17 protein-coding genes are annotated in these 22679 nt (G+C 52.3%); 5 read left to right on the top strand and 12 right to left on the bottom strand.

All coding sequences use genetic code 11. The features are described from left to right. The first annotated feature begins 323 nt into the window (after positions 1–323). The 4 genes from ABYP33_RS10765 to ABYP33_RS10750 all read left to right on the top strand — a co-directional run bounded on the left by ABYP33_RS10765 (position 324) and on the right by ABYP33_RS10750 (position 6984). Entirely contained in the window at positions 324–2042 is a 1719-nt protein-coding gene (locus ABYP33_RS10765) for an HAD-IIB family hydrolase (RefSeq protein ID WP_373090901.1), read from the top strand. Positions 2043–2087: 45 nt separating this feature from the next. After that, the gene (locus ABYP33_RS10760; protein WP_373090900.1) at positions 2088–3311 is read left to right on the top strand and encodes a glycosyl transferase; all 1224 of its coding nucleotides are present in this window, start codon (positions 2088–2090) and stop codon (positions 3309–3311) included. Next, positions 3311–5077 (top strand): alpha-amylase family glycosyl hydrolase, encoded by a 1767-nt coding sequence (locus ABYP33_RS10755; RefSeq protein ID WP_373090899.1) that lies wholly within the window; start codon positions 3311–3313, stop codon positions 5075–5077. Before ABYP33_RS10760 ends, ABYP33_RS10755 begins: the two co-directional genes overlap by 1 nt. Positions 5078–5190: 113 nt before the next feature. Then, positions 5191–6984 (top strand): acyl-CoA dehydrogenase C-terminal domain-containing protein, encoded by a 1794-nt coding sequence (locus ABYP33_RS10750; protein WP_373090897.1) that lies wholly within the window; start codon positions 5191–5193, stop codon positions 6982–6984. A 48-nt stretch (positions 6985–7032) separates the two neighbouring features. Here ABYP33_RS10750 and acs read toward each other — a convergent pair whose 3' ends face one another. The 11 genes from acs to dksA form a co-directional block, all read right to left on the bottom strand. After that, on the bottom strand, positions 7033–8970 hold the full coding sequence (gene acs, locus ABYP33_RS10745) for an acetate--CoA ligase (RefSeq protein WP_373090896.1): 1938 nt from the start codon (positions 8968–8970) through the stop codon (positions 7033–7035). A gap of 247 nt (positions 8971–9217) precedes the next feature. Further along, complete coding sequence (gene panD, locus ABYP33_RS10740; protein ID WP_373090895.1) at positions 9218–9598, bottom strand: aspartate 1-decarboxylase; 381 nt, start codon at positions 9596–9598, stop codon at positions 9218–9220. A gap of 33 nt (positions 9599–9631) precedes the next feature. Continuing rightward, positions 9632–10516, bottom strand: coding sequence for a pantoate--beta-alanine ligase (panC, locus tag ABYP33_RS10735; RefSeq protein WP_373090893.1), 885 nt, complete (start codon positions 10514–10516; stop codon positions 9632–9634). 265 nt (positions 10517–10781) lie between these two features. Then, entirely contained in the window at positions 10782–11573 is a 792-nt protein-coding gene (gene panB, locus ABYP33_RS10730) for a 3-methyl-2-oxobutanoate hydroxymethyltransferase (protein WP_373090892.1), read from the bottom strand. Positions 11574–11591: 18 nt separating this feature from the next. Continuing rightward, entirely contained in the window at positions 11592–12272 is a 681-nt protein-coding gene (locus tag ABYP33_RS10725) for a deoxynucleoside kinase (RefSeq protein ID WP_373090891.1), read from the bottom strand. Beyond that, positions 12250–12753 carry a 2-amino-4-hydroxy-6-hydroxymethyldihydropteridine diphosphokinase gene (gene folK / locus ABYP33_RS10720; protein ID WP_373090890.1) on the bottom strand — a complete coding sequence of 168 codons (504 nt, stop codon included), beginning with the start codon at positions 12751–12753 and terminating at the stop codon, positions 12250–12252. The genes ABYP33_RS10725 and folK overlap by 23 nt, the downstream gene beginning before the upstream one ends. Then, entirely contained in the window at positions 12750–14126 is a 1377-nt protein-coding gene (pcnB, locus tag ABYP33_RS10715; protein WP_373090888.1) for a polynucleotide adenylyltransferase PcnB, read from the bottom strand. The genes folK and pcnB overlap by 4 nt, the downstream gene beginning before the upstream one ends. 389 nt (positions 14127–14515) lie before the next feature. Next, on the bottom strand, positions 14516–15976 hold the full coding sequence (locus ABYP33_RS10710; RefSeq protein ID WP_373090887.1) for a sigma-54-dependent transcriptional regulator: 1461 nt from the start codon (positions 15974–15976) through the stop codon (positions 14516–14518). 77 nt (positions 15977–16053) lie between these two features. Beyond that, entirely contained in the window at positions 16054–19020 is a 2967-nt protein-coding gene (locus ABYP33_RS10705; RefSeq protein WP_373090886.1) for an ATP-binding protein, read from the bottom strand. Positions 19021–19279: 259 nt separating this feature from the next. Further along, entirely contained in the window at positions 19280–20221 is a 942-nt protein-coding gene (gene gluQRS, locus ABYP33_RS10700; protein ID WP_373090884.1) for a tRNA glutamyl-Q(34) synthetase GluQRS, read from the bottom strand. Continuing rightward, positions 20190–20627 carry an RNA polymerase-binding protein DksA gene (gene dksA, locus ABYP33_RS10695; RefSeq protein WP_008251300.1) on the bottom strand — a complete coding sequence of 146 codons (438 nt, stop codon included), beginning with the start codon at positions 20625–20627 and terminating at the stop codon, positions 20190–20192. The genes gluQRS and dksA overlap by 32 nt, the downstream gene beginning before the upstream one ends. A 216-nt stretch (positions 20628–20843) precedes the next feature. Here dksA and ABYP33_RS10690 point away from each other — a divergent pair, with 216 nt between their 5' ends. Next, positions 20844–22004 carry a pyridoxal phosphate-dependent aminotransferase gene (locus tag ABYP33_RS10690; protein WP_373090881.1) on the top strand — a complete coding sequence of 387 codons (1161 nt, stop codon included), beginning with the start codon at positions 20844–20846 and terminating at the stop codon, positions 22002–22004. Here the strand turns inward: ABYP33_RS10690 and ABYP33_RS10685 are convergent. After that, positions 21995–22435, bottom strand: a complete 441-nt coding sequence (locus ABYP33_RS10685; protein ID WP_373090880.1) for a group III truncated hemoglobin — start codon at positions 22433–22435, stop codon at positions 21995–21997. The two genes, ABYP33_RS10690 and ABYP33_RS10685, sit on opposite strands and share 10 nt — an antisense overlap. Positions 22436–22679: the final 244 nt, after the last annotated feature.

Below are 22679 nucleotides of genomic sequence, written 5' to 3'. Positions count from 1 at the left end.
CGTTTTGATCAACTGGGGCTGATCTCGTTAGTGGATCAGTATCGTCGTCTCATGAGTACAATATGAACCGCCGTATACGGAACCGTATGTACGGTGGTGTGGGAGGACGGCGGAAGTGATTCCGCCTCCTACCCGATCTGTAATCTGTTTTATCGCTCCTCGTTTGCTCAAACCTAAAACTTAGCGCCTATTGGCAAGAAACCTGCTTAATGAATATTGATATGTTTGGTATGGACTGGCACCGAGCTGTGCTATACCTAAACGATGTGTTCGATTCATTCTGATCTAAGCATCGCCAGCTTTAGGAGGCTTATTTGCCGGACATGCGTGCCGACTTGACTGAGTTTTTATTGCAAGAACGTTTGCCGGAGCAATATCGCCGGCAAATAGAGGTCTATTTTATCCCCTTTATTAACGAGGTATTACCGCGTATTCGTGCGGGTGACTTGCGTGTATTGGGCATTCACGGCGCGCAGGGAAGTGGCAAATCGACCTTGGCCGCCTTTTTCCAATGGTATCTGCAGCGCGAATACGGCATGACGGTGGCAGTGGTGTCGATAGACGACTTCTATTTACGCCGCGCTGAACGTCAAGAGCTGGCGGCGAAAGTGCACCCCTTGCTTCTAACTCGCGGTGTGCCGGGCAGTCATGACGTGCCGCTCGCCGAGCAAACCTTGGCGGCCTTATTGACTTTAAAGCCGGGGCAGAGCGTGGATTTACCGCGGTTTGACAAGGGTTGTGACGATCGGGCCCAGCGTTTCGCGTGGCCGCGCATTGCCGGTCCGGTTGATCTCATTATCTTTGAGGGTTGGTGTTTGGGGGCGGCGCCTTGCGAGGAATCTGCCTTGGCCACACCAGTGAACGCACTTGAAGCGGAAGAAGACCCCGACGGCGTTTGGCGAGCCTATGTAAATGCCGCGCTCGCTGGGGAATACCGTCGTCTTTTTGCAAAAATAGATTATTTGTTAATGCTGGCGGCGCCCAGCTTTGACTGCGTGCAGGGCTGGCGGCTTGAGCAGGAGCAAAAGCTGGCGGCGACGGTGGATGCGGCTGCCGCACCAGGGCTAATGGATGCGGTGGGCATTGAACGTTTTATTCAGCACTATGAGCGGATTACTCGCCAGTGTTTGCAATACCTTCCCTTCCAGGCCGATTTTGTGATGACGATGACCGCAGAACGGCGGATTAGTGCGGTAGGCTATCTTCAACGCGGCAATGACCATGTTCGTCAGAACCTGGTTTTTACCGATTTAGATGGCACGCTGCTGGATCATGATAATTACTCCTTCAGTGCAGCGACCCAAGCACTTGTGCGCTTAGCCGACCTCGGGGTGGTATGGGTACTCAATACCAGCAAGACCCAGGCCGAGCTCCAGCAATTGGCCATCCGGCTAAAAAATCCCTACCCCTTTATTATTGAAAATGGCGCTGCGGTGGTGGTGCCTGCAGGCTGTGATTTGTTGGCAGATGTTGATTTACGCGTTATCAATGGCTTGCGCGTAAAGGAATTTGCGCCGCGACGTGACGAGATCTTAAGACTATTGCGTGCGTGGCGAGAGCAGGGCGGCTATCAGTTTGCTGGCTTTGCGGATTTTGATGCACCAACTTTGTGCAATATAACAGGGCTAAGTTTGGGAGAGGCCGAATTAGCACTGCAGCGTGAATATTCGGAGCCTATTCGTTGGGACGACACAGATGAGCGCTGGCGGGAGTTTGCAGGCCTGCTTGCCGCAGAAGGCTTGCAGGCCCTAAAAGGCGGCCGTTTTATTCATATTATGGGCATGGCAGATAAGGGCCAGGCGATGGCGTGGCTGGCTTCTTGCTTATACCCTATAGGGCCTGCGCCTCGGTTGATCGCGCTCGGTGACAGCGGTAACGATGTCGCCATGCTGGAGCGAGCAGATATCGCTGTGGTGGTGCGCTCGCCACATCATTTACCGCCGTCGATTATGGCGCCACAAGGAGAGCTACGCATTACTGAAGGTCTTGGTCCGGCGGGTTGGAACGAGGCCTTAATAGACATATTTGGTGTGGGCGATTAAATCGCGTTAGCACCCTGACGTTTTTAAAATAATATAGGCAATAATATGGGCGATTTTTACCAAAACGGCATCGTTACCACCTTACACAATTTGATTGATCGGCCCGTGAGTGACATCGAGGCTGAGCTGAAGCAATTCTCCAAGCAACGGCCAATGGCCTTGATGCTGCCCTCGCTATTTTCAGAGCTAAAAGGTCCGGCGCTGGCTGCGATCATTGATGAAATTGCCAAGGTCGATTACATTGATGAAATTATTATTGGCCTGGATCAGGCCGATGAGGCTCAGTATCGCTACGCCTTAAAATTCTTTAGTCGGCTACCCCAGCGTCATCGTGTCCTCTGGAATGACGGCCCGCGGCTGCGGGCGATTGATGCCCGCCTGCAAAAGCGTGGCCTTTCTCCCGAAGAGCCGGGCAAGGGGCGCAATGTGTGGTATTGCCTTGGTTTTATTCAGGCCTCGGCTCGCGCCGAGGCAATCGCCCTGCACGACTGCGATATTCTGACCTATGACCGTCGCCTGCTAGCGCAATTGTTTTATCCCGTGGCTAATCCGGCCTTTAACTACGAGTTTTGTAAGGGCTATTACGCGCGGGTTGCCGACGGCAAAATCAATGGCCGGGTGAGCCGCTTGTTGGTCACGCCGCTGATTCGCTCCTTAAAGAAAATTCTTGGTGGCTCGGATTACCTCGAGTATTTAGACAGTTATCGCTACCCGCTGTCGGGTGAATTTTCGATGCGCATGGATGTGTTGAACGATTTGCGTATTCCTAGCGACTGGGGCTTGGAAATTGGCGTTTTGTCGGAGATGTACCGCAATTACTCCACTAATCGTCTATGTCAGGTCGATATAGCCGATGTTTACGATCATAAGCATCAATCCTTGTCGGCGGCGGATGACAGCAGTGGTTTGTCAAAAATGTCGATTGATATTTCTAAGGCGATTTTTCGCAAACTGGCTACAAATGGCGTGGTGTTTAATAGCGAAACCTTTCGCACTATTAAGGCGACTTACTATCGGGTGGCCCTGGATTTTGTCGACAGCTATCGGGCCGACGCGGTGATGAATGGTCTTGATTTAGATCTTCATCGGGAAGAGCAGGCGGTTGAGTTGTTCGCTCAAAATATTGTAAAGGCGGGCAATATGTTTCTGGAAAACCCTATGGAAACGCCGTTTATACCGAGCTGGAATCGGGTGGGCAGTGCCGAGCCGACCTTGCTGGCCGACATGTTGGTCGCAGTGGAGGCTGACAACGAGGAATTCGCATCGTAATGACTGAATTAAGCCCCACGCAACATTTGCGCAATCGACTTGCCGCCCATTTGGAGGTTTTGTATCCGCAGCTCGGTAATGCGGGGCTCATTGACGAAATGATTGCGGCTATGGCCCTAGATCAGCGCTGCTTTATGCCCGAGGCTCATAAAAACCACTGGGATGAAAAGGACGCGTTAGTCATTACCTATGGCGACTCGATTCTGCGCGACGGTGAGTGGCCGCTGCATACGTTGCATGACTTCCTACGGCGGGAGTTGCGCGGCGTGGTTAGCGGCGTCCATATTCTGCCCTTTTACCCCTATAGCTCCGACGATGGCTTTTCGGTGATCAATTATGTGGAGGTTAATCCTTCTTTGGGTGATTGGCAGGATGTCAGTGCGATTGCCCGTAATTTTGATTTAATGGCAGATTTGGTCATAAATCATTGCTCTAGCCGCAGTCTGTGGTTTGAGAATTTCAAGCAGCGCCGCGACCCCGGCCAAGATTATTTTGTGGAGGTCGATCCCAACGTCGATTTAAGTGCCGTGGTGCGACCCCGCACCAGCCCCTTGCTGAGCGAGGTGCAAACCCTCGACGGCAAGCGGCATGTCTGGTGTACTTTTAGTCACGACCAAGTTGACCTTAACTTTGAAAACCCCAAGGTTCTGCTGGAGTTTATTAAAATTATCCGTTATTACCTCGATATGGGCGTTAAAATTTTCCGCCTCGACGCAGTGGCGTTTTTGTGGAAAGTCCCCGGTACCAGTAGTTTGAATTTGGAGCAGACCCACGAGGCCGTGCGCCTGCTGCGCAGTTTAATTGAACATGCCGTCCCCAACGCGATTATCATCACCGAAACCAATATTCCCCTGCGCGAGAATCTGGCTTATTTCGGCAATGCCAATGAAGCCCATATGGTTTACAACTTTTCGCTGCCGCCGCTATTAATTAACACTTTGGTTACGGGCAGTAGCCGCGCCTTAAAAACGTGGATGATGGGCATGCCTGCGGCCCAAGACGGCACCACGTATTTTAATTTTATTGCCTCCCACGATGGCATCGGCTTGCGCCCGGCGGAAGGCTTGCTCGATGATGAGGAAATTAAAGCGTTGGTGGGCGTAATGCAAAAAAGTGGCGGCAGGGTGTCGTGGAGAGCATTAGCCCATGGTGAAAACCGCCCTTATGAAATAAACATCAGTTTGTTCGATGCTATGCGTCGTCGTCTCGATGGCAGTCAGGGTGGCGATAGCGAGGATGGTTACCAAGAACAGCGTTTTATTTGTGCCCATGCGCTAATGCTGGCGGTACAGGGCGTACCGGCGTTCTATATTCACAGCCTGTTAGCGACTGAAAACGATGAGAATCGCGTTTTCCATACCAGTCATAACCGCGCGATTAATCGTCATCAGTGGTCGGCAGATGAGCTAGAAGAGCAGCTCGCTACAACGAGTCATCACGCGCGGATATTTGCCGTGCTTAAAGAGCTAATTAAGTTGCGCGCTAAGCAGCCTGCTTTCCACCCCAACGCCGCGCAGTACCCTTTGCATTTGGGTGACCACTTGTTTGGTTTACGTCGAGAGAGTCACGCTGAGGGTAGCGCCGGACAAAGCTTGTTGGCGATTTATAATGTCAGCGCCTGCGCCCAAACGCTGGCGATGAGTAGTTTGAATTTAGATGCCGATAAGCGCTGGCGCGACGTGCTCAGTGATATTGATATTCACGCCGAGGCGGGTGATATCGTCTTGCCGCCCTATGCTTATTGCTGGCTTGCCTCAAGACCATAATTTTTGGCGGTGAATGATCTGCATGTTTATTGACCTGTGATGTCACTAAAGCCGGAGCGATAAGCTGTTATGGTGTTCTGACTTTTATTTGAACACTGTATCTGAGGTTCGTGATGGCCGACTACAAAGCCCCGCTGCGCGATATTAATTTTGTCTTAAAGGACTTCTTACGCTGCGAGCAACACTACGCGAGCCTGCAAGGTTGTGAGGAACTCGGTGCCGACTTGATGGATGCCATCATTGGTGAGGGCGCTAAGTTTGCCGAAAATGTGGTGAGCCCCATTGCGGCGAATGGCGATGAGCAGGGCTGTGCATTTGCCAATGGTCAGGTGACAACGCCACGTGGGTTTAAAGATGCCTTTCGTCAGTGGGGTGAGGGCGGCTGGCAAGCACTGGGCATTCCCGTTGCAGCAGGGGGGCAGGGTTTGCCTTCGTCTTTAGGCTCAGTCATTGGCGAAATGGTGGGCGCGCCTAGTTGGGCGTTCAGCATGTACGGCGGGTTGGCGCTCGCGCCCGTTACCTGCCTGATTAACGCTGGAACTGAAGCGCAAAAGCAGCGCTATTTGCCTAAGCTACTTAGTGGCGAGTGGGCGGGCACTATGTGCCTGACCGAGGCGCACTGCGGCTCAGATGTGGGTTTGCTGCGGACCAAGGCCAACAGAAACGACGATGGCACTTACACCCTCCAAGGCAGCAAAATTTTTATTTCTGGCGGCGAACAGGACATAACCGATAATATTATTCACGCCATTTTGGCGAGGGTGGAGGGTGCGCCAGCAGGTACCAAGGGGGTCTCCCTCTTTCTTGCGCCTAAGTACTGGGTGAATGAAGATGGCTCAATGGGTGATTTTAATAATATTCACTGTGGCGCCATAGAGAAGAAGATGGGGCTGAAGGCCTCGGCCACGTGTGTGATGAATTATGATGGCGCCCGCGCAGTGCTGTTGGGCGAAGAAAATCGCGGCTTAGAAATCATGTTTAAGCTAATGAATGCGGCCCGCCTTGGCACTGCACTGCAGGGCCTTGCTATGGGCGAAATGGCTTATCAAGGTGCCGTTGGCTACGCCCGTGAACGCTTACAAATGCGGTCCTTGACGGGGCCGAAAAATCCAGATGGCTCGGCTGATCCGATTTTGGTTCATCCGGATGTGCGCCGTATGCTACTCACGCAAAAGGCCTTCGTGGAAGGGCAGCGCGCCTCGATTTACTGGCTCGCGCAGCAAGTCGATTTGAGCCAGTTTGGCGGCGAAGCCCAGCAAGCGGAAGCCGTGCAATTACTGGAGTTATTGACGCCCATCGCCAAAGCGTTCTGTACCGAAACGGCCCAAGAAGTTACTTATCTGGGTGTGCAGGTGTTTGGTGGTCACGGTTATATTAGTGATAACGGTATGGAGCGAATCGCGCGGGATAATCGCATTTCCACGGTATATGAGGGGACTACTGGGATTCAGGCCCTCGACCTAATCGGTCGCAAGGTGCTGGGTAGTGGTGGCGCCGTTCTCAGTAACTTCACTAAGATTGTTCACAAGTACTGCCAAGCAAATAAAGACAATCCGCAACTTGCCGAGTTTATCGCGCCATTAGCCGCTTTGAATAAAGAATGGGGCGAAGTGACCATGGTCGTTGGCGAAAAAGCGATGGCCGATGCCGATGAGGTGGGCGCAGCCTCAGTCGACTATCTGATGTATTCGGGCTATGTGTTTTTTGCTTATCTCTGGGCGCAGATGGCTGAAATCGCGCAGCAAAAGCTGGATTCGGGCGTTGCTGACCCGCTGTATCGTGGCAAGCTAAAAACGGCACGGTTTTACTTTCAGCGCTTGCTCCCGAGAACCGCTACGCATAAAGCGGCCATGCTCGCTGGGGCCGCTGGACTGATGGACATGAATGAAGAAGAGTTTATTTGTTAGTTGCTGTCACTGCGCGGCTAGTCGCCGCGCAGTGACACAGGGCTGTACTCAGCGGTTTAAGCGGTTGTGGACTAATTGATCGACAACCGAAGGGTCGGCAAGTGTTGATGTGTCACCGAGGTTGTCTAGTTCGTTGGCTGCAATCTTGCGTAGTATCCGGCGCATGATTTTGCCCGAGCGTGTCTTGGGTAAACCCGGTGCCCACTGAACTAAATCTGGCTTGGCAATCGGGCCAATTTCCTTAACACAAATTGCCGTTAACTCTTTTAGCAATTCCTCAGTACCTTCAACATCGTGCATCAGAGTGACATAGGCGTAAATACCTTGTCCCTTAATGTCGTGGGGGTAGCCCGCCACAGCCGCTTCGGCTACGGCCTCATGGAGTACCAGCGCGCTCTCAATTTCAGCCGTGCCCATACGGTGTCCAGAAATATTCAAAACATCATCGACTCGGCCGGTAATCCAATAATCGCCGTCTGCATCGCGACGGGCGCCGTCACCTGTAAAGTAGTAGCCGGGGTGGGTGCTGAAATAGGTCTCGATCAAGCGCTGATGGTCGCCGTAGACGCTGCGGATTTGGCCGGGCCACGAGCGTTTGATGACAAGTAAGCCCTGACCTGCCCCACTGATTTCATTGCCATCATTGTCTAGCAGTGCCGGTTCCACGCCGAAAAACGGTTTGGTGGCAGAGCCGGGTTTCATGTCAATGGCGCCGGGTAGTGGCGTCAGCATCATGGCGCCAGTTTCGGTTTGCCACCACGTGTCGACGATAGGGCAGCGATGTTCGCCAACTACGCGGTGATACCATTCCCAAGCTTCGGGGTTTATGGGTTCGCCCACGGAACCGAGCAAGCGCAAGCTATTGCGGTCGCTACCCGTTACGTATTCGTCGCCGGCGCCCATTAAGGCGCGCAGTGCGGTGGGTGCGGTGTAGAAGATGTTTACTTTATGTTTGTCCACCACCTGCCAGCACCGTGAGGCATCGGGGTAAGTGGGCACGCCTTCAAAGAGCAGGGTGGTGGCACCATTGGCGAGTGGACCGTAGACAATATAGCTGTGGCCGGTAATCCAGCCAACGTCGGCGGTGCACCAAAATACTTCACCGTCTTTGTAGTCAAAAACGTATTTATGGGTCATGGCAGACTGCAGTAAATAGCCAGCACTGGTGTGCATAACACCTTTGGGTTTACCGGTTGAGCCCGAGGTGTACAAAATGAAAAGCGGGGTTTCGCTGGGCATTGCGAGGGCGGGGCAGTCACTGCTGGCAGTGGCCATTGCCTCGTGATACCAGAGGTCACGGTCATCGTGCCAATTCACTTGGCCGCCAGTACGTTTTACAACTAAGCATTTTTCAATGCTGGGGCAGTGCTCAAGGGCTTTGTCGGCATTGGCTTTCAGTGGAATGGTTTTGCCGCTACGTAGGCCTTCATCGGCGGTGATGAGCATTTTGCAGTCGGCGTTCTGAATGCGGTCCTTCAGGGCCTCGGGTGAAAAGCCGCCGAATACCACTGAGTGAATGGCGCCGATACGGGCGCAGGCCAACATGGCGTAGGCGGCTTCGGGAATCATGGGCATATAAAGGCAAACTCGATCACCTTTGCGAATACCTTGGCTTGTTAACACATTGGCGAGTTTGCAGACTTCGCTGTGCAGCTCACGATAACTGATGTGTTTAGATTCGCCGGGGTCGTCGCCTTCCCAAATGATGGCGGTTTGTTCGCCGCGGGTGTCGAGATGGCGGTCAATGCAGTTATAGGCAATATTGAGTTCGCCGCCTTCAAACCAGCTGGTTTCACCTTTGCTAAAGTCATAGCTGTTGACGGTGTGCCATTTTTTGTCCCAGCTTAAAAAAGTATTTGCTTGGTTTGTCCAAAAGGTGTCTGGATCGGCCAGCGATTGTGCGTACATCGCCTCGTATTGTTCACGATTGACGTGGGCGTTCGCGGCGAAATTTTGGGGTACTGGATGTACATTAACTTTACTCATAGCAAAACTCTCAATGGCGCGATTGTTATCGTTAGACGGTTTGGGCACGTCGAATAGTTAGCTTCGAGCTTGCAGGATAGCGGCTTGGCGGCAGTGATTGAAGCCCCTTACGACTAAAGTCGGATCTTAGTGGGGTGTTGAGGTGCTTAATTCTAGGCGTGTGAGCTTGCGCTAGCATGGATGTGGCAAAGCGATCTTGGGGAGTTTTCGCGCGAGTTTCGGCTTGTGGCTAAAATCGCGCGACGTATTAGGCGACTTGAATCGGGATGGCGTTGCTGGCGTGACTAACCGTATTGTCTTGATTCATGTAAATCAAGCGAGGCTTGAAGTTGATGAGTTCAACCTCGGAGTAGCTAGCGTAGGCACAGATAATAATAATGTCGTCGACATTGGCCTTGTGAGCCGCCGCGCCATTGATAGAAATAATGCCACTGTTGTCTTCGCCACGGATTGCATACGTGGTGAAGCGCTCGCCATTGGTGACATTGTAAATTTGAATTTGCTCAAATTCACGGATACCCGACATATCGAGTAGCTTGCCATCAATCGCGCAGGAGCCCTCATAATTTAGCACTGCGTGAGTCACGCAGGCTTTATGGAGTTTCGCTTTCAGCATAACGGACTGCATAACGCTATTCCTTTCTCTTCGGTCTTTGCTGGCTTAATTAGATGCCAACATTCCCCAGTCGGTGCTGGAGTTAACGTTCAGGGTGACGTTGTCGATCAGGCGGGTGGTGCCAAGTTTGGCCGCCGCCAGAATAACAACTTCTTCGGTGTCCGCTGTAACCGGACGCAGGGTACGGCCATCGCAAATATTGAAGTAATCCGCTTCCAAGCCAGCTTGATTAAGGCTGGTTCTGGCGTGTTGCTCTAATTTGCCATAACTGTCGTACCCACAGGCAATTGCCTCGCGGCACTCCTGTAATACACGGTGTAAAATAGGTGCAACTTGACGTTGCTCGGCGCTGAGGTAGCCGTTGCGAGAGCTAAGTGCCAAACCATCTGCGGCGCGAGCGGTAGCAACACCGATGACGTCGATAGGCATGCACAAATCGTGAACCATTTTACGGATAACGCTAAGCTGCTGGAAATCTTTTTCACCAAACACCGCGGTGTCTGGCTGGATAATATTGAAAAGCTTGGCCACCACGGTGGTAACGCCGGTGAAATGACCGGGTCGGTTTGCACCGCAATGCCCTTCAGACAGCTCTGGTACCGATACTTTGGTGTGGCTGTCCATTCCCTTGGGGTAGATTTCGTCTACCTGAGGAAGGAATAAAAACTGTGCGCCCTCAGCAAACAATTTCTCTTTGTCTGCGGCGAGAGTTCGCGGGTAGTTGCTCAGGTCTTCGTTAGCACCGAACTGCAACGGGTTGACAAAGATGCTGACAACCACAATATCGGCATATTGGCGGGCCCGGCGAACTAAGCGCAGGTGGCCTTCATGTAAATTACCCATTGTAGGAACAAAAGCGACGGTTTTACCGGCGCGTTTCCCCACATTGAGGGCGGCCCTTAAGGAGGCGGCTGTGCTATACGTTTTCATACCCCTAACTTCCCAATCTCATACTTCGCTAACTGCGAAGGTAGTTTGCTGTGAAGTCAGTCCGCGCACACCGCGGGCTGGCGACCAAAACACTGACCTTAGGCCTGTTAAAAACTGAAATATTGCTCACAATCTGAGCAGTTGGCCAGTGGCGGGCAAGTATGCCCCAATCGGAATGGCCGTTCAATGCTTTGGTAACAAAAAAATCACTACTTTGTTACCTTGTAAAATGTTTCCCGAGGTAACAGTTTACACCTTTTTGTCATCAGTCAAAACTGTGCTCATTGGCAGGGAAACTGCCGTCTACCACTGCATCGTTGTATCTGCCGAGGGCGTCGGCAATGCTAGTGCTACCCTCTGCAAAATTGCGGACAAAGCGCGCGGCTTTCTCGGTGATGCCGAGGAGGTCGTGAAGGACTAATACTTGAGCATCGGTTTCATTGCCCGCGCCAATGCCGATGACTGGGATTTTTAGTGCGCTAGTGATCTCTGCCGCGAGTTTACGGGGTACGCACTCCAGTACCAGCAGCGCGGCGCCGGCGGCCTCTAGGGCAAGGGCGTCATCAAGAATAGTTTTTGCGTGGCTGTCTTCGCGACCTTGGATTCGGTAGCCGCCGAGGACATTCACCGACTGTGGGGTTAAGCCCAGGTGTCCGCAGACCGGAATGCCGGCGCGATTGAGTTGGCGAATGCTGTCGCAAAGCCAGTTGCCACCCTCAAGCTTGACCATGTGAGCGCCAGAGCGCATTAAGCTCGTTGCATTGTTAAGGCACTGTTCCGCGGTGTTATAGCTGCCAAAAGGCATGTCGCTAATAATCACTGGGCGATTGCAGCCGCGACTGACGCAGGCGGTGTGGTAAGCCATATCGCTGACGGTCACCGGCAGGGTGGAGTCGTGGCCCTGCAATACCATGCCTAGCGAATCGCCCACCAAGATGGCGTCAATACCGGCTTTTTCTACTAGCTGCGCAAAGCTGGCGTCATAGCAGGTGACCATGGCAAATTTTTGCTGGTTTTGCTTTTTGGCTAACAAGCTGAGGATGTTGACCTTACTCATAGCGCGCCTCGTTGGGGCTTAAAAAAAAGTGGGGTTAAAGTAATGGCGACCGCTGCGAATTTCCAGTAGATATTGCAATAATTGTTCATATTGCTGGTCGCTGTGAGCAAAGTCGATCTCGCTTGCATTAATAATCAGTAGCGGTGAGTCGTGGTAGGAGTGAAAGTACTCACTGTAGGCGCCGTTTATTTTCTCGAGGTACTCGGTGTCAATGCTGCGTTCAAAATCTACGCCACGCTGCTGAATGCGATCTCGCAGCACTTTTACGGGTGCTTGCAGGTAGATCACTAAGTCAGGTGTTGGTATGTCGACTTGCACTTGCTTGTAAACCTTGTTGTAGAGTTCTAACTCGTTGCTATCTAAGGTTATTTTTGCAAAAAGTGGGTCTTTTTGAAAAATAAAATCGGCGACGTGGGTTTGTTCAAAGAGGTCGCTTTGGCGTAAATCGCTGAGCTGCTGGGCCCGTTGAAACAAAAAGAATAACTGGGTGGACAAGGCTGCATGGCGCTGGTGGGCGTAGAAGCGCTCTAAAAAAGGGTTGTCTTTGGCTTTTTCTAGTAGCTGGTGGACATTGAGGGATTCGGCTAAGCGTCGCGCTAATGTGGTTTTACCCACTCCAATTGGTCCCTCCACGGCAATGAAGCGGGGTGGCTGCTGTAAATTGATAATGGGTTTGTTAAGCGGATTGTGATTGGTCATTTTTGTTTAAAACCCATAGGTCGTCGGTGTCTTTGAATGTGGCGCTATTGATGCCGCCGAATTCGGACTGTAACAATTTTGGGGGGGCGATATCGGCCAGTGGACGCAAAACAAAGTTGCGCTGATGCATGCGTGGATGGGGCACGCACAGGGTGTCAGTGTTGATCCGGGATTCGCCGTAAAGCAGTAGGTCTAGGTCTAGCGTGCGTGGCCCCCAGCGCTCGACGCGGCGACGTTGATGCTGGGCTTCGATACGCTGCATGGCGGCGAGTAATTGCGCTGCGGTCAGCGTGGTGTCGAGTGCGGCAACGGCGTTCACGTAATCGTTTTGCTGCCCCGGCCCAACCGCGATGGAGCCGTAGAATCGGGAGTAGTTAACAAGCGCGGAGTTAGGCAGCGCCGCTAACGCGCTGAGCGCGGAGCGAACTTGTTTTTGGGGTTCGCCAAGGTTGCTGCCAAGGGCGATATAGGACCGGATCATCTTGGCTTGCGAGGGCCGCGTCGCCGCCGCGGTGCTCGTGGTTTGTCGCCAGTCGGAACCTGGCTAAGCATGGCGCCACGGGTATCGACGTGGGCCTCTTGGAACGCCAGCCACCACTGTCCGAGACCGGGCTCAATTTCGCCCGCTTGCTCGCGTAATAATAAGAAGTCAAAGCCCGCCCGGAAATAGCGGTGCTCTAAGAGTTGCTCGGGACGTTTGCCGGAGCGCCGCGTTAAGCGGCATTGGAGTTCCCAGATGTCGCGCATGGGTAGTGAGAAACGTTTGGGAATGGCGACGGTTTGTTGTTGTCTGTGAAGAACCCGCTCCGCGGCCTGATGTAAGGCGGCGATTTCCGGGGTGCCGGCATCCATAATTTCTCTGTGCAGGTGTTTTACCGTCGGCCACAAAATAACCGCATAGATAAACGCTGGGGTGACTGGCTTGCCGTCAGCGATGCGAGCATCGGTGTTTATCAAACCTTGTTTGATAATTTCTTCGGCTGCTGGCTCGCGTTGGCTAAGCATTTTTTGCGTGGCTGGGAAAAGCGGGGCGAACAACTCGTAGCGCTGCATAAGTGCGTAAGTGTGCAGACCCTGGCCAGACATAAAAAGTTTGATCACTTCGTCAAACATGCGGGCGGCGGCGATATCGTTCAGCAGCGGGGCAAGGCGTTTTATGGGCTCTTCGCTGTGCTTTTCAATATCAAAGTCGAGTTTGGCGGCAAAGCGCACTACCCGCAACATCCGCACTGGATCTTCACGGTAGCGAGTTTCCGGGTCACCGATGATGCGAATGAGTTTGTTCTTGAGGTCGTCTAGGCCGCCGACAAAGTCGTAAACGCAGAAGTCGCGACTGGAGTAATACAGGGCGTTTATGGTGAGGTCGCGGCGTGCGGCATCGTCGTCGATTGAGCCGTAAACATTGTCTCTAGTGAGCATGCCCGATTCAGTTTGTGCGGAGTGTTTGTTGCGCTGCGGGTTGCTCGCCGGGGCGCTGTGGTTACCTCGAAAGGTGGTAACTTCGATGATTTCCCGGCCAAAACGGACGTGCACGATACGAAAACGCCGGCCAATAATGCGACTATTGCGAAAGGCGTTGCGAACCTGCTCGGGGGTGGCATCGGTGGCGATGTCGAAATCTTTGGGCTGGCCGCCGAGCAAAAGGTCGCGAACACCGCCGCCGACTAAAAACGCCTCGAAGCCTTCATCGTTGAGTTTGCGGATAACTTTTAGCGCAGCATCGTTAATGTGTTTGCGCGATACCGTGTGTTGATCCCTGGGAATAATGGCCACGTGGTGTGCAGCGCCTTGGCTGGATTTGGAAAATTTGCCGGTTAGCTTTTTCCACAGACCGGTAACAGAGCTTGATGTCATTGCGTTTTAGAGTCGGCCGTTAATGAGAGAGGCAGTATTCTAGCACAGGGCTTTGGTATGTGCGGGAAATGAGGAGGAGGAAATTTTTGGTGGTTTTCGTAATTTAACGTTTTTTAAAATGAAGAAGGGGAAAACATTGTCTTCCCCACCCAGGTCTCTTTGCTGTTGTATTATTATTATTGTTTATCTTTTCTTATTATTATTTTGTTTTCTTATTGTTGTTTGTACCTAAAGAGAGCATATGCCGTGCCATGTTTTAAAAATCTTTTTATTTCAATTGCTTAGGTATTTTCCTCGTTGTGGAAACCCCTTACATATTTGTGACTTGTTACCCTAGTAAACGCTCTTTGTTACATTCCGTTGGATTGGGTAACGGTGCTCATGCCTTCTTAGGCGTTACTTCTGGCGGCCACTTTTTTGCGCGGAATGCCCAGTCGTTGGCGGCGTTCCCATAGGCATTTACGACTAACACCGAGTTTTTGCGCTAGCTCCGTTTCGCTCATGGAGTCTTGATGCTCGAGGACAAAGCGCTGGAAGTAGTCCTCGAGGGATAAGTCTTCGCTGGGATCATTGGCGCGACTTGGCTTGTTGCGGTTATCTTTGCGCTCAATTGCGCCATTGTTGTTAATACTGCCGGGGCGATTGCTAAATTCGTCGCTGCGGCTTCTAATTTGGCCAATGTCGACAAGTTCGAGGTCGATATCGAGTAATTCGTTATCAATCTCTTTGCGATCGCACAGGATTACGGCGCGTTCGATGGCATTTTCCAATTCGCGGATATTGCCGGGCCAGATATAGGTGGTGATTGCTTGAATAGCCTTGGGACTAAAATGCATTAGGGGTTTTTTCATTTTTTCGCAGCGGTGTTTTAGCAGTGTTTCGGCTAGTTCAAGAATGTCTTTGCCGCGCTCTCTTAAGGGTGGTAGCTCGAGCTTCATGACATTGATGCGATAGTAGAGGTCTTCTCGGAAACGCCCGGCGTGAGCCATTTCCTTGAGGTCGCGGTGGGTGGCGCAAATAAGGCGAACATTGACCTTGCTGGACTCCACGGAGCCGATACGACGAATTTCATCTTCTTGGATAAAGCGCAGGAGTCGAGCTTGGGCCTCAAGGGGCAATTCGCCAATTTCGTCTAGGAATAAGGTGCCGCCGTCGGCGGCCTCAATTAGGCCAATTCGACTAGCGTTGGCACCGGTAAAAGCGCCTTTTTCATAGCCAAATAGCTCCGACTCAATCAGTGATTCCGGAATCGCGGCGCAGTTTACGCAGATAATAGCTTTAGTCGCTCTGGCGCTCTGGTTGTGTATCGCTCTGGCCACGAGTTCTTTACCGGTGCCGGTTTCGCCGTGTACCAGGATTGTGGCGTCAGTGGGCGCGGCGCGGCGAATATGATCGTAGAGTTGTTGCATGGCTTTGCAACTGCCAATCATGCCGTTGGCGTCGGCGATCTGTTTGCGCTGGCTGCTGTTGGGTTCCGGCTTATCGCTTGGGCTGTCCTCTTTTTGAGTGCTGAGAATGATGCGTTCGACGGTTTTTAGCATTTCGTCGTGGTCAAAGGGCTTGGCAATATAGTCGATAGCGCCTTTTTTCATGGAGTCGACCGCAGACTTGAGGCTGGCATAACTGGTCATAATCAGCACGGGTGCATCGGTTTTGCTGATAAGGTCTGTTCCGGGTGCGCCAGGCAGGCGTAAATCACTGATAATTAAGTCGTAATCGTTAACATTATAGGTGGTTAGCGCTCTTGCAACTGAATCGGCTTCGTCCACTTGATAGTCATTGCGTTCTAGTAGGCGACGTAGTGCTAGACGGATAACGTCTTCGTCTTCGACTAAAAGGATTCTGGACATAATTCTCTCCGTTGCTGGGTACGGGCAATGCGTCGATATGTGTAACCGAACAACATAACGCGATCAGTCAATTATTTCTAGAGTACCTCAGGGTGGTTCAGTCTGAGGTGAATGTGAAATTGGGTGCCAGATTGGTTAAATTCCGGTACTGGGCTCTCAATACTAATATTGCCGCCAAGATCGTTGATAATGTTATAGACTAGCGCTAAGCCGAGACCAGTGCCTTTACCTGGCTCTTTGGTGGTAAAGAACGGTTCAAATATTTGCTTCTGTAATTTCTCGTCTACCCCGCTGCCGTGGTCGGTCACGGTAATGTGGACACTGTCTTGTTCAGTCTTGGCATCCACGGTGATTATGCCGTATTCGGGGCTGGCGTCGCGGGCATTAGAGAGTAAGTTGATAAACACCTGCATTAAGCGCTGATTGTCGCCAGCCACGATAATATGCTCAGGGCAGTTGTTATTGTAGTGAATGTGGCGGGCCTCGGGGTCGAGGCTCAAGAGCTGCACGGCTTCGCTCACGCAGTTGCGCACGGATACCGCCTCGGTAGCTTGGGCCGGATCCTGCCGGCCGGTGTGGGCAAAATTAACCAGGCTATGCACAATGCTGCTTATGCGCTGGGTTTGCTTAACGATTTGCGAGGCGGCTTCCAAGGTGTCGGCGTTGTCACTCTCGTAGCGCAGGTTTTGGGCCAGACAGGCGATTCCGGTTACCGGGTTGCCGATCTCATGGGCGACGCCGGCAGCCAGACGACCAATCGAGGCTAGACGCTCTTGATGCGTAAGTTCATGTTCCAGCAGCTGAGTGTCGGTGATATCTTCAACCACGACAATTAATTCGTCACGGCCAAGCATTTGCGATTCGGTGCGGTGTAGGTTTAGCCAGCGCAGGCCATTGTCGGTTTTAACGCTGAACTTGCTGCGGTGTAGGTCGCTGCTGGCTAAAAAGCCTTGCAGGCATGTTGACCAAGGTTCGGGTAGCCCAGCTAGGCGAGAGCCGGTAACGGTATTGGCGTTGATGTGAGTAATATCGGCCATGGACATATTCCACAGCAGTATTTCCTGGTCGCGGCCGAGTGCGCACACGCCAATGGGCAAGTCTTCTAGGGTTTGTCTGTGGTAGCGGCGTAGGCTGTCTAAGTCGGCGGCTAGGCCAGTGAGGTGAGTCTGGTAGTTCTCAAGTCGTTCTTCAATATAGGTAATGTCTTCGCTGTCGCCCATGACATTGTCGGTATAGGGCAGGGCGCGATCTATTACGCGTCGAGCGCTGGAGGGGCCAACCAGCGAGGATAGGTTGACTTCTATTCGATCTCTAATTCGCCGCAGAGCATAGGGCCGGGTTTCCTGTTCATTCATTTGCAGTTCGTCGAGCGCGCGCTTGAATTCTTGGGTGGCGGCGCGGTCGCCGAGCGCGTCCTGCAGACGCGACTTTATTTCCCCCGCATGATGTAAATTCAGAGAGTGGCGGCTTGGGCGATTAAGGTCGTCAATCGTGCAGGCTTCAGCGGCGCGGCGCTCTTCGGCAGAGGTTTCGCTCAGCAATGACACGATGATGAAAACAACGCCGTTCAGGGCGAGCGAGAGTCCAGTGATGACCACCCAGAACTGATCGCGCTCAACGGGGTATAAATAAATGTGCTCTAAAAAACTGGGATGAACACCGCTAAACATGGGCAAAATGATGCCTATTATCCAGAGGCTAAAGCCTGCGCATAAGCCGCTGATAAAGCCGTTGCGATTCGCTTTAGGCCAATACAGCACGGCCAATACGCCGGGCAGAAATTGGACGCAGCCGCTGGCTGAGGTCATGGCTAAGTGGCTGAGGCTTTGAGGCGCACCGATTAGCTCATAAAATACAAAGCCAATAAGAATGATGACGCAAATCAGCAGCTGTCGAGTGGTGAGTAGCCAGCGGTATATATCAATATCGCGGCCTTTTGAGCTTTTGGGGCGCAATACCGGCAATACGAGATGATTGAGGCTCATTGAGGCCAGTGCTAAGGTGGTGACAATGATGGCGCCGCTGGCGGCCGATAAGCCGCCTAAATAAAGCAGCACCGACAGCCAAGGCTTGCCAAATTCGAGTGACAGGCCAAGCGCATAGTAATCTGCTGGCAGTGCAATACCCCGAGCGCTTCCGGCCCACAGTATAGGCAAAACTGGCAAGCTCATAATCAATAAGAATAGCGGCAGGCCCCAGCTTGCGGTGGTGAGATTTTTTGCGCTAGGGTTTTCAGAGAACAGCATATGAAAAATATGGGGCATGCACACGGCGGCGGCAAAAAACATGATCAGCATCATGCGATTGCTGTCGGCGGCTTGGGGCTTATTGAGTGAGGCCAAGACATCTGGGCTACTGTCTAGCCAGCTTTGTAGGCTGCTAAAGCTGCCAAATACGACATAAGTGCTGATAATGCCCACCAGCAGCAAGGCAAACATTTTAACGAGCGATTCAAAGGCGAGTGCCGTGAGTAAGCCGCGATGGCTGTCTTTGGAGGTAAGATTGCGTGAGCCAAATAAAATGGTGAATGCCGTGATAACCACGCAAAAACCAAAAGCAGTAAGCCTTCGGTAGCCATCGTCTTGCTGGCTCAACGCGTGGCCTAAACTCAATATAAGGGTCGATTCCGAAACAGTTTGTATCTGAATGGCGAGCAGTGGCCAGATAGCGATGGCAGTAAAAAGTGTGACGAGTGAACCCACCCAGGAGCTACGGAAGCGAAAGCTAAGAAGGTCGGCGAGTGAGTTCAGGTGATAGTTTTTGCATATGCGATGGATGGGTAAAAGCATTATGGGCAATAAAATCATTGCAGCGGATAGGCCGATATAATAATTCAGGAAACTGTAGCCGTAATTCTTCGCAAAGCCCACGGCGCCATAGATAGCAAAGCCACTGGCGTATATCCCCAGAGACAAAACATAGGTGGCGGGATGGTTGATGATTTTACTGGGCAGTAGACGACGTTCTGCAGCGTAGGCGATAGCGAAAAGTAGCAATAAATAGCTAAGGCCTATTAAAAACAGGGTGTTGATATTAAAGGTCATTGTGGCGTCGCTGACGGAGGCTGATAAACACAAAACCAATAATAAATAGCCAGATTAAATGGTGGCGATACCAGAGATTGCTGCCTTCATAGAGCCAGCGGCCCAGCGTTGGGGCATACACAAGGGAAAAAATTGATAATAAAAGCAGAGGAGACTGAATTTGCATGGCGACCGAGACGTGTTCACTGTCGGAATGATGTTACTGGAGGTGCGCGTAAACTGCAAAGAATGGTGGGCAGGTGGTGCTTATATTGTGTTGTTAAACGGCATCGATGTGTCTGCTGGTGGGGATGTCTTGGGGGCGCCAGTGCGCGGTGGCCCATGTTAGTAGGGCAGTGCTATCGGTGAGGGTGTCGGGGGGCGGGCTTTGCTGCAAATAGTGCAGTGCGCGGCGGAGATTGTCGATGGCGCGGCTGGCATTGAGCGCAGGGGCGAAGCTTTGTTTGCTCAGTTTGTGGCCGTCGCTACCAACAATGACAGGTATGTGGCAGTAGCGCACCGGTGGTAGGCCAAGGGTATTGTGTAGGTGAATTTGCCAGGCAGTGGCATCGAGCAAATCAACCCCGCGCACGATATCGGTAATTCCCTGCTCGGCATCGTCGACCACGACGGCGAGTTGATAGGCGTAGAGGCCGTCTTTGCGTTTTAAGACGGGATCACCGATGTCCGCTTGGGCACGATTTTGGCTGCCTTGGATGCGATCTTCAAAATGGATCGTTTTATTGGGCGTACGTAGGCGAATAGCTGAGCTGCCGGGGTTGCCTAGATTGCGACAGGGGCCAATGTGCAGCCCGTGGCTCGGAGCGAGCTGGCGACGGGAGCAGTTACAGTAATACGCTAGTTTGTTGTCGAGAAGCTGGTGCAGATAAGTATCGTAGGCTGCGCTGCGCTGGCTTTGCCAGAAGATGTCACCATCCCATATTAGGCCATGACTAATGAGGCTGTTGATGATTTGCTGGGCGGCGCCCGCTTGCTCTCGAGGTGGATCAATGTCTTCCATGCGCAGCAGCCATTGGCCGCGATTGGCGCGGGCGTCTAAATAGCTGGCCAGTGCAGTAACGAGTGAGCCAATATGCAATGGCCCGCTGGGCGACGGCGCAAACCGGCCTATATACGCGTTATAGGGGGTGACATTTAGGGGAGTGTGGGCGGCGGGCCGCCCAGTAGTTTTAGCCGCGTTCCTGGCGTTCTTTGATTTCATCAAGGGTCTTGCAGTCTATGCATAGCGTTGCCGTAGGGCGTGCTTCTAGCCGTTTGATACCGATATCAACGCCACAGGTATTGCAGTAGCCGTAATCGTCTTCGTCAATTAAATTGATGGTAGAGTCAATTTTCTTGATTAATTTGCGTTCGCGGTCACGGGTTCGGAGCTCAAGGCTAAACTCTTCTTCTTGTGTGGCGCGGTCTGCAGGGTCAGGAAAATTAGCTGCTTCGTCCTTCATATGACTCACAGTGCGGTCTACCTCTTCCATTAATTCTGCCTTCCAATTGAGCAGGATCTGGCGGAAGTGTTCCTTCTGCTTGTCGTTCATATATTCTTCGCCCTTTTTTTCTACATAAGGAACGAAGGTCTTCAAATTCTCAGGTGTACTCTGCTGTGCAGGCATGGTTGGCCCTCTTTTTACAAGCCGTTAACCGCAAGCCGCGGGCATGCGCGGCGACGCTGTGCCGCCAAATCGGCAAAACTACCAGATATGGGCCAGCTACGCCACACGAAATTGCGCATAAAGGCATGATCGCAACATTTCATCACGCTGTTGTGATGATGTTAAGCCGCAAGGGATAAAGTTACACTCCTGTTTTTGGTCATAGGAAGAGTAGAGGTGAGTAAATCCTTTGCGCGTCGTTTAGCTGATATTGAGCCGTTTCGAGTGGTTGAGGTACTGACCCGCGCTAAGGCACTGGCGGCTGCGGGGCGAGATATCATTCATATGGAGGCGGGTGAGCCCGATTTCAGTAGCGCTGAGCCGATTATTCGCGCCGCCAAGGCTTCGTTAGATAGGGGGGAGACGAGTTATACCCCAGCGGCGGGTATTCCTGCGCTGCGTCACGCAATTGCCAAATACTATAAGCAGGATCACGGTTTAGATATTGCTCCGGAGCGAATTATGATTACCCCCGGGGCATCTGGCGCATTGTTACTGTTGGCGGGTTTATTAATTAATCCCGGTGATGGCATGTTGATGACGGATCCCGGCTACCCCTGTAACCGCCATTTTTTACGCTTGGTGGAGGGTGAGGGCCAGTTGGTGCCAGTGGGGCCGGAAGATCGTTTTCAGCTCAGTGCGGAAAAAGCTGAGCAGCACTGGCAGACTAATACCACGGGTATTATGGTTGCTTCACCAGCCAATCCGAGTGGGGAAATACTCACCGCGCCGCAATTGCGCGATTTGCACAGCCTGTGCGAGCGCCAAGGAGCTTATTTAATTGTCGATGAGATCTATCATGGCCTGAATTATGGGGTAGATGCGCCGAGTATTTTGTCTATTACCGATCAAGCTTTTGTTATTAATAGTTTTTCTAAGTACTTTGGGATGACTGGCTGGCGCTTGGGATGGCTGGTTGCACCGGAAGAGGCCGTGCCCGAACTGGAGAAGTTGGTTCAGAATTTGTTTATCTCTATGTCGACTATGGCTCAGCATGCGGCGCTGGCGGCATTCGACCCCGAGACGCGGCTTATTCTTAATGAACGTCGAGATGAATTTGCTCAGCGTCGGGATTATTTGCTACCGGAGCTCCGGCGTCTAGGATTTGAAATTCCCCACTGTCCGGACGGGGCCTTATACCTTTATGCCGGAATTAAACGCTTTAAGATGAAGAGCCCAGAGTTTTGTCGTTCACTGCTTGAGGGTCATGGTATCGCGATTACCCCAGGCGAGGACTTTGGGCGCTACCGCGCTGACGAACATGTGCGTTTTGCGTATACCACGGGCATGCCGCGTTTGGTTGAGGGCGTGGCGCGTTTGCGTAAGCTTTACGGCTGAGGCTTGTCGTAGAGTTGCACGCCTAGCTCACCAGAGGGCTTATCTGCACGCTCGGCGAGGGCGGTGGCCATAGACTGGGCGATCGCGGTGGCGCGCTGTTTCATGGCGTTGCAGCGTGGGCCGCAAAATTGCGCGTCAATACTGAGGTTGAGTAAATGCAGCCAGCGGTGAAAGTGGTGTGGGCTCAACGCCGCTTGCTGGTGGAGCTGCTGATGACGTTTAAATAACTCACCGTGATAAACCCGTTCCGACAGCAATTGCTGCACCCAAAAATCAGTGACTTTCGGTAGGTGGTGCTCTAGCGAAAAGGGCATGATATCGGTGAAATAAAAACCAATGATCTCGTCGTTGAGTACCTGCTCATAAAAGTGCCTGAGCAGTATTTCGATATCGCTGCGGCTGCAGATGTCTTGCGTGCGCTTGTCAGTCATAATGTCGTTATTAAGCAAAGTTGGCCTTGGCGTATCATATACTGTTTGCCCAACTGGGTGCGGCTTAGCGGTCGAGGATTCGTGCAGCAAAATTGAGGGGTAGGCTTTGAAAAAAAGCAGCGAAGAAGCGCTTGCTCTGCAGCAAATAATAACGCGATTAGATGGTTTTAAACCTCGTCAGCGCTGGTGGCGGCGCTGGGTGAAACGTTCAGCTGTGGCGCTGATATTACGTGAGCTAGACGAT

It is taken from the genome of Zhongshania sp. (genome assembly GCF_041584495.1).
Classification (GTDB): Bacteria; Pseudomonadota; Gammaproteobacteria; order Pseudomonadales; family Spongiibacteraceae; genus Spongiibacter.
This window is presented reverse-complemented; position numbering and strand designations above follow the sequence as displayed.

What these genes read in the sequence shown, in the direction of transcription:
- ABYP33_RS10765 (WP_373090901.1), top strand. Translation starts at nt 324, where the DNA reads ATGCGTGCCGACTTGACTGAGTTTTTATTGCAAGAACGTTTGCCGGAG.
- ABYP33_RS10760 (WP_373090900.1), top strand. Translation starts at nt 2,088, where the DNA reads ATGGGCGATTTTTACCAAAACGGCATCGTTACCACCTTACACAATTTG.
- ABYP33_RS10755 (WP_373090899.1), top strand. Translation starts at nt 3,311, where the DNA reads ATGACTGAATTAAGCCCCACGCAACATTTGCGCAATCGACTTGCCGCC.
- ABYP33_RS10750 (WP_373090897.1), top strand. Translation starts at nt 5,191, where the DNA reads ATGGCCGACTACAAAGCCCCGCTGCGCGATATTAATTTTGTCTTAAAG.
- acs (WP_373090896.1), bottom strand. Translation starts at nt 8,970, where the DNA reads ATGAGTAAAGTTAATGTACATCCAGTACCCCAAAATTTCGCCGCGAAC.
- panD (WP_373090895.1), bottom strand. Translation starts at nt 9,598, where the DNA reads ATGCAGTCCGTTATGCTGAAAGCGAAACTCCATAAAGCCTGCGTGACT.
- panC (WP_373090893.1), bottom strand. Translation starts at nt 10,516, where the DNA reads ATGAAAACGTATAGCACAGCCGCCTCCTTAAGGGCCGCCCTCAATGTG.
- panB (WP_373090892.1), bottom strand. Translation starts at nt 11,573, where the DNA reads ATGAGTAAGGTCAACATCCTCAGCTTGTTAGCCAAAAAGCAAAACCAG.
- ABYP33_RS10725 (WP_373090891.1), bottom strand. Translation starts at nt 12,272, where the DNA reads ATGACCAATCACAATCCGCTTAACAAACCCATTATCAATTTACAGCAG.
- folK (WP_373090890.1), bottom strand. Translation starts at nt 12,753, where the DNA reads ATGATCCGGTCCTATATCGCCCTTGGCAGCAACCTTGGCGAACCCCAA.
- pcnB (WP_373090888.1), bottom strand. Translation starts at nt 14,126, where the DNA reads ATGACATCAAGCTCTGTTACCGGTCTGTGGAAAAAGCTAACCGGCAAA.
- ABYP33_RS10710 (WP_373090887.1), bottom strand. Translation starts at nt 15,976, where the DNA reads ATGTCCAGAATCCTTTTAGTCGAAGACGAAGACGTTATCCGTCTAGCA.
- ABYP33_RS10705 (WP_373090886.1), bottom strand. Translation starts at nt 19,020, where the DNA reads ATGACCTTTAATATCAACACCCTGTTTTTAATAGGCCTTAGCTATTTA.
- gluQRS (WP_373090884.1), bottom strand. Translation starts at nt 20,221, where the DNA reads ATGAAATCAAAGAACGCCAGGAACGCGGCTAAAACTACTGGGCGGCCC.
- dksA (WP_008251300.1), bottom strand. Translation starts at nt 20,627, where the DNA reads ATGCCTGCACAGCAGAGTACACCTGAGAATTTGAAGACCTTCGTTCCT.
- ABYP33_RS10685 (WP_373090880.1), bottom strand. Translation starts at nt 22,435, where the DNA reads ATGACTGACAAGCGCACGCAAGACATCTGCAGCCGCAGCGATATCGAA.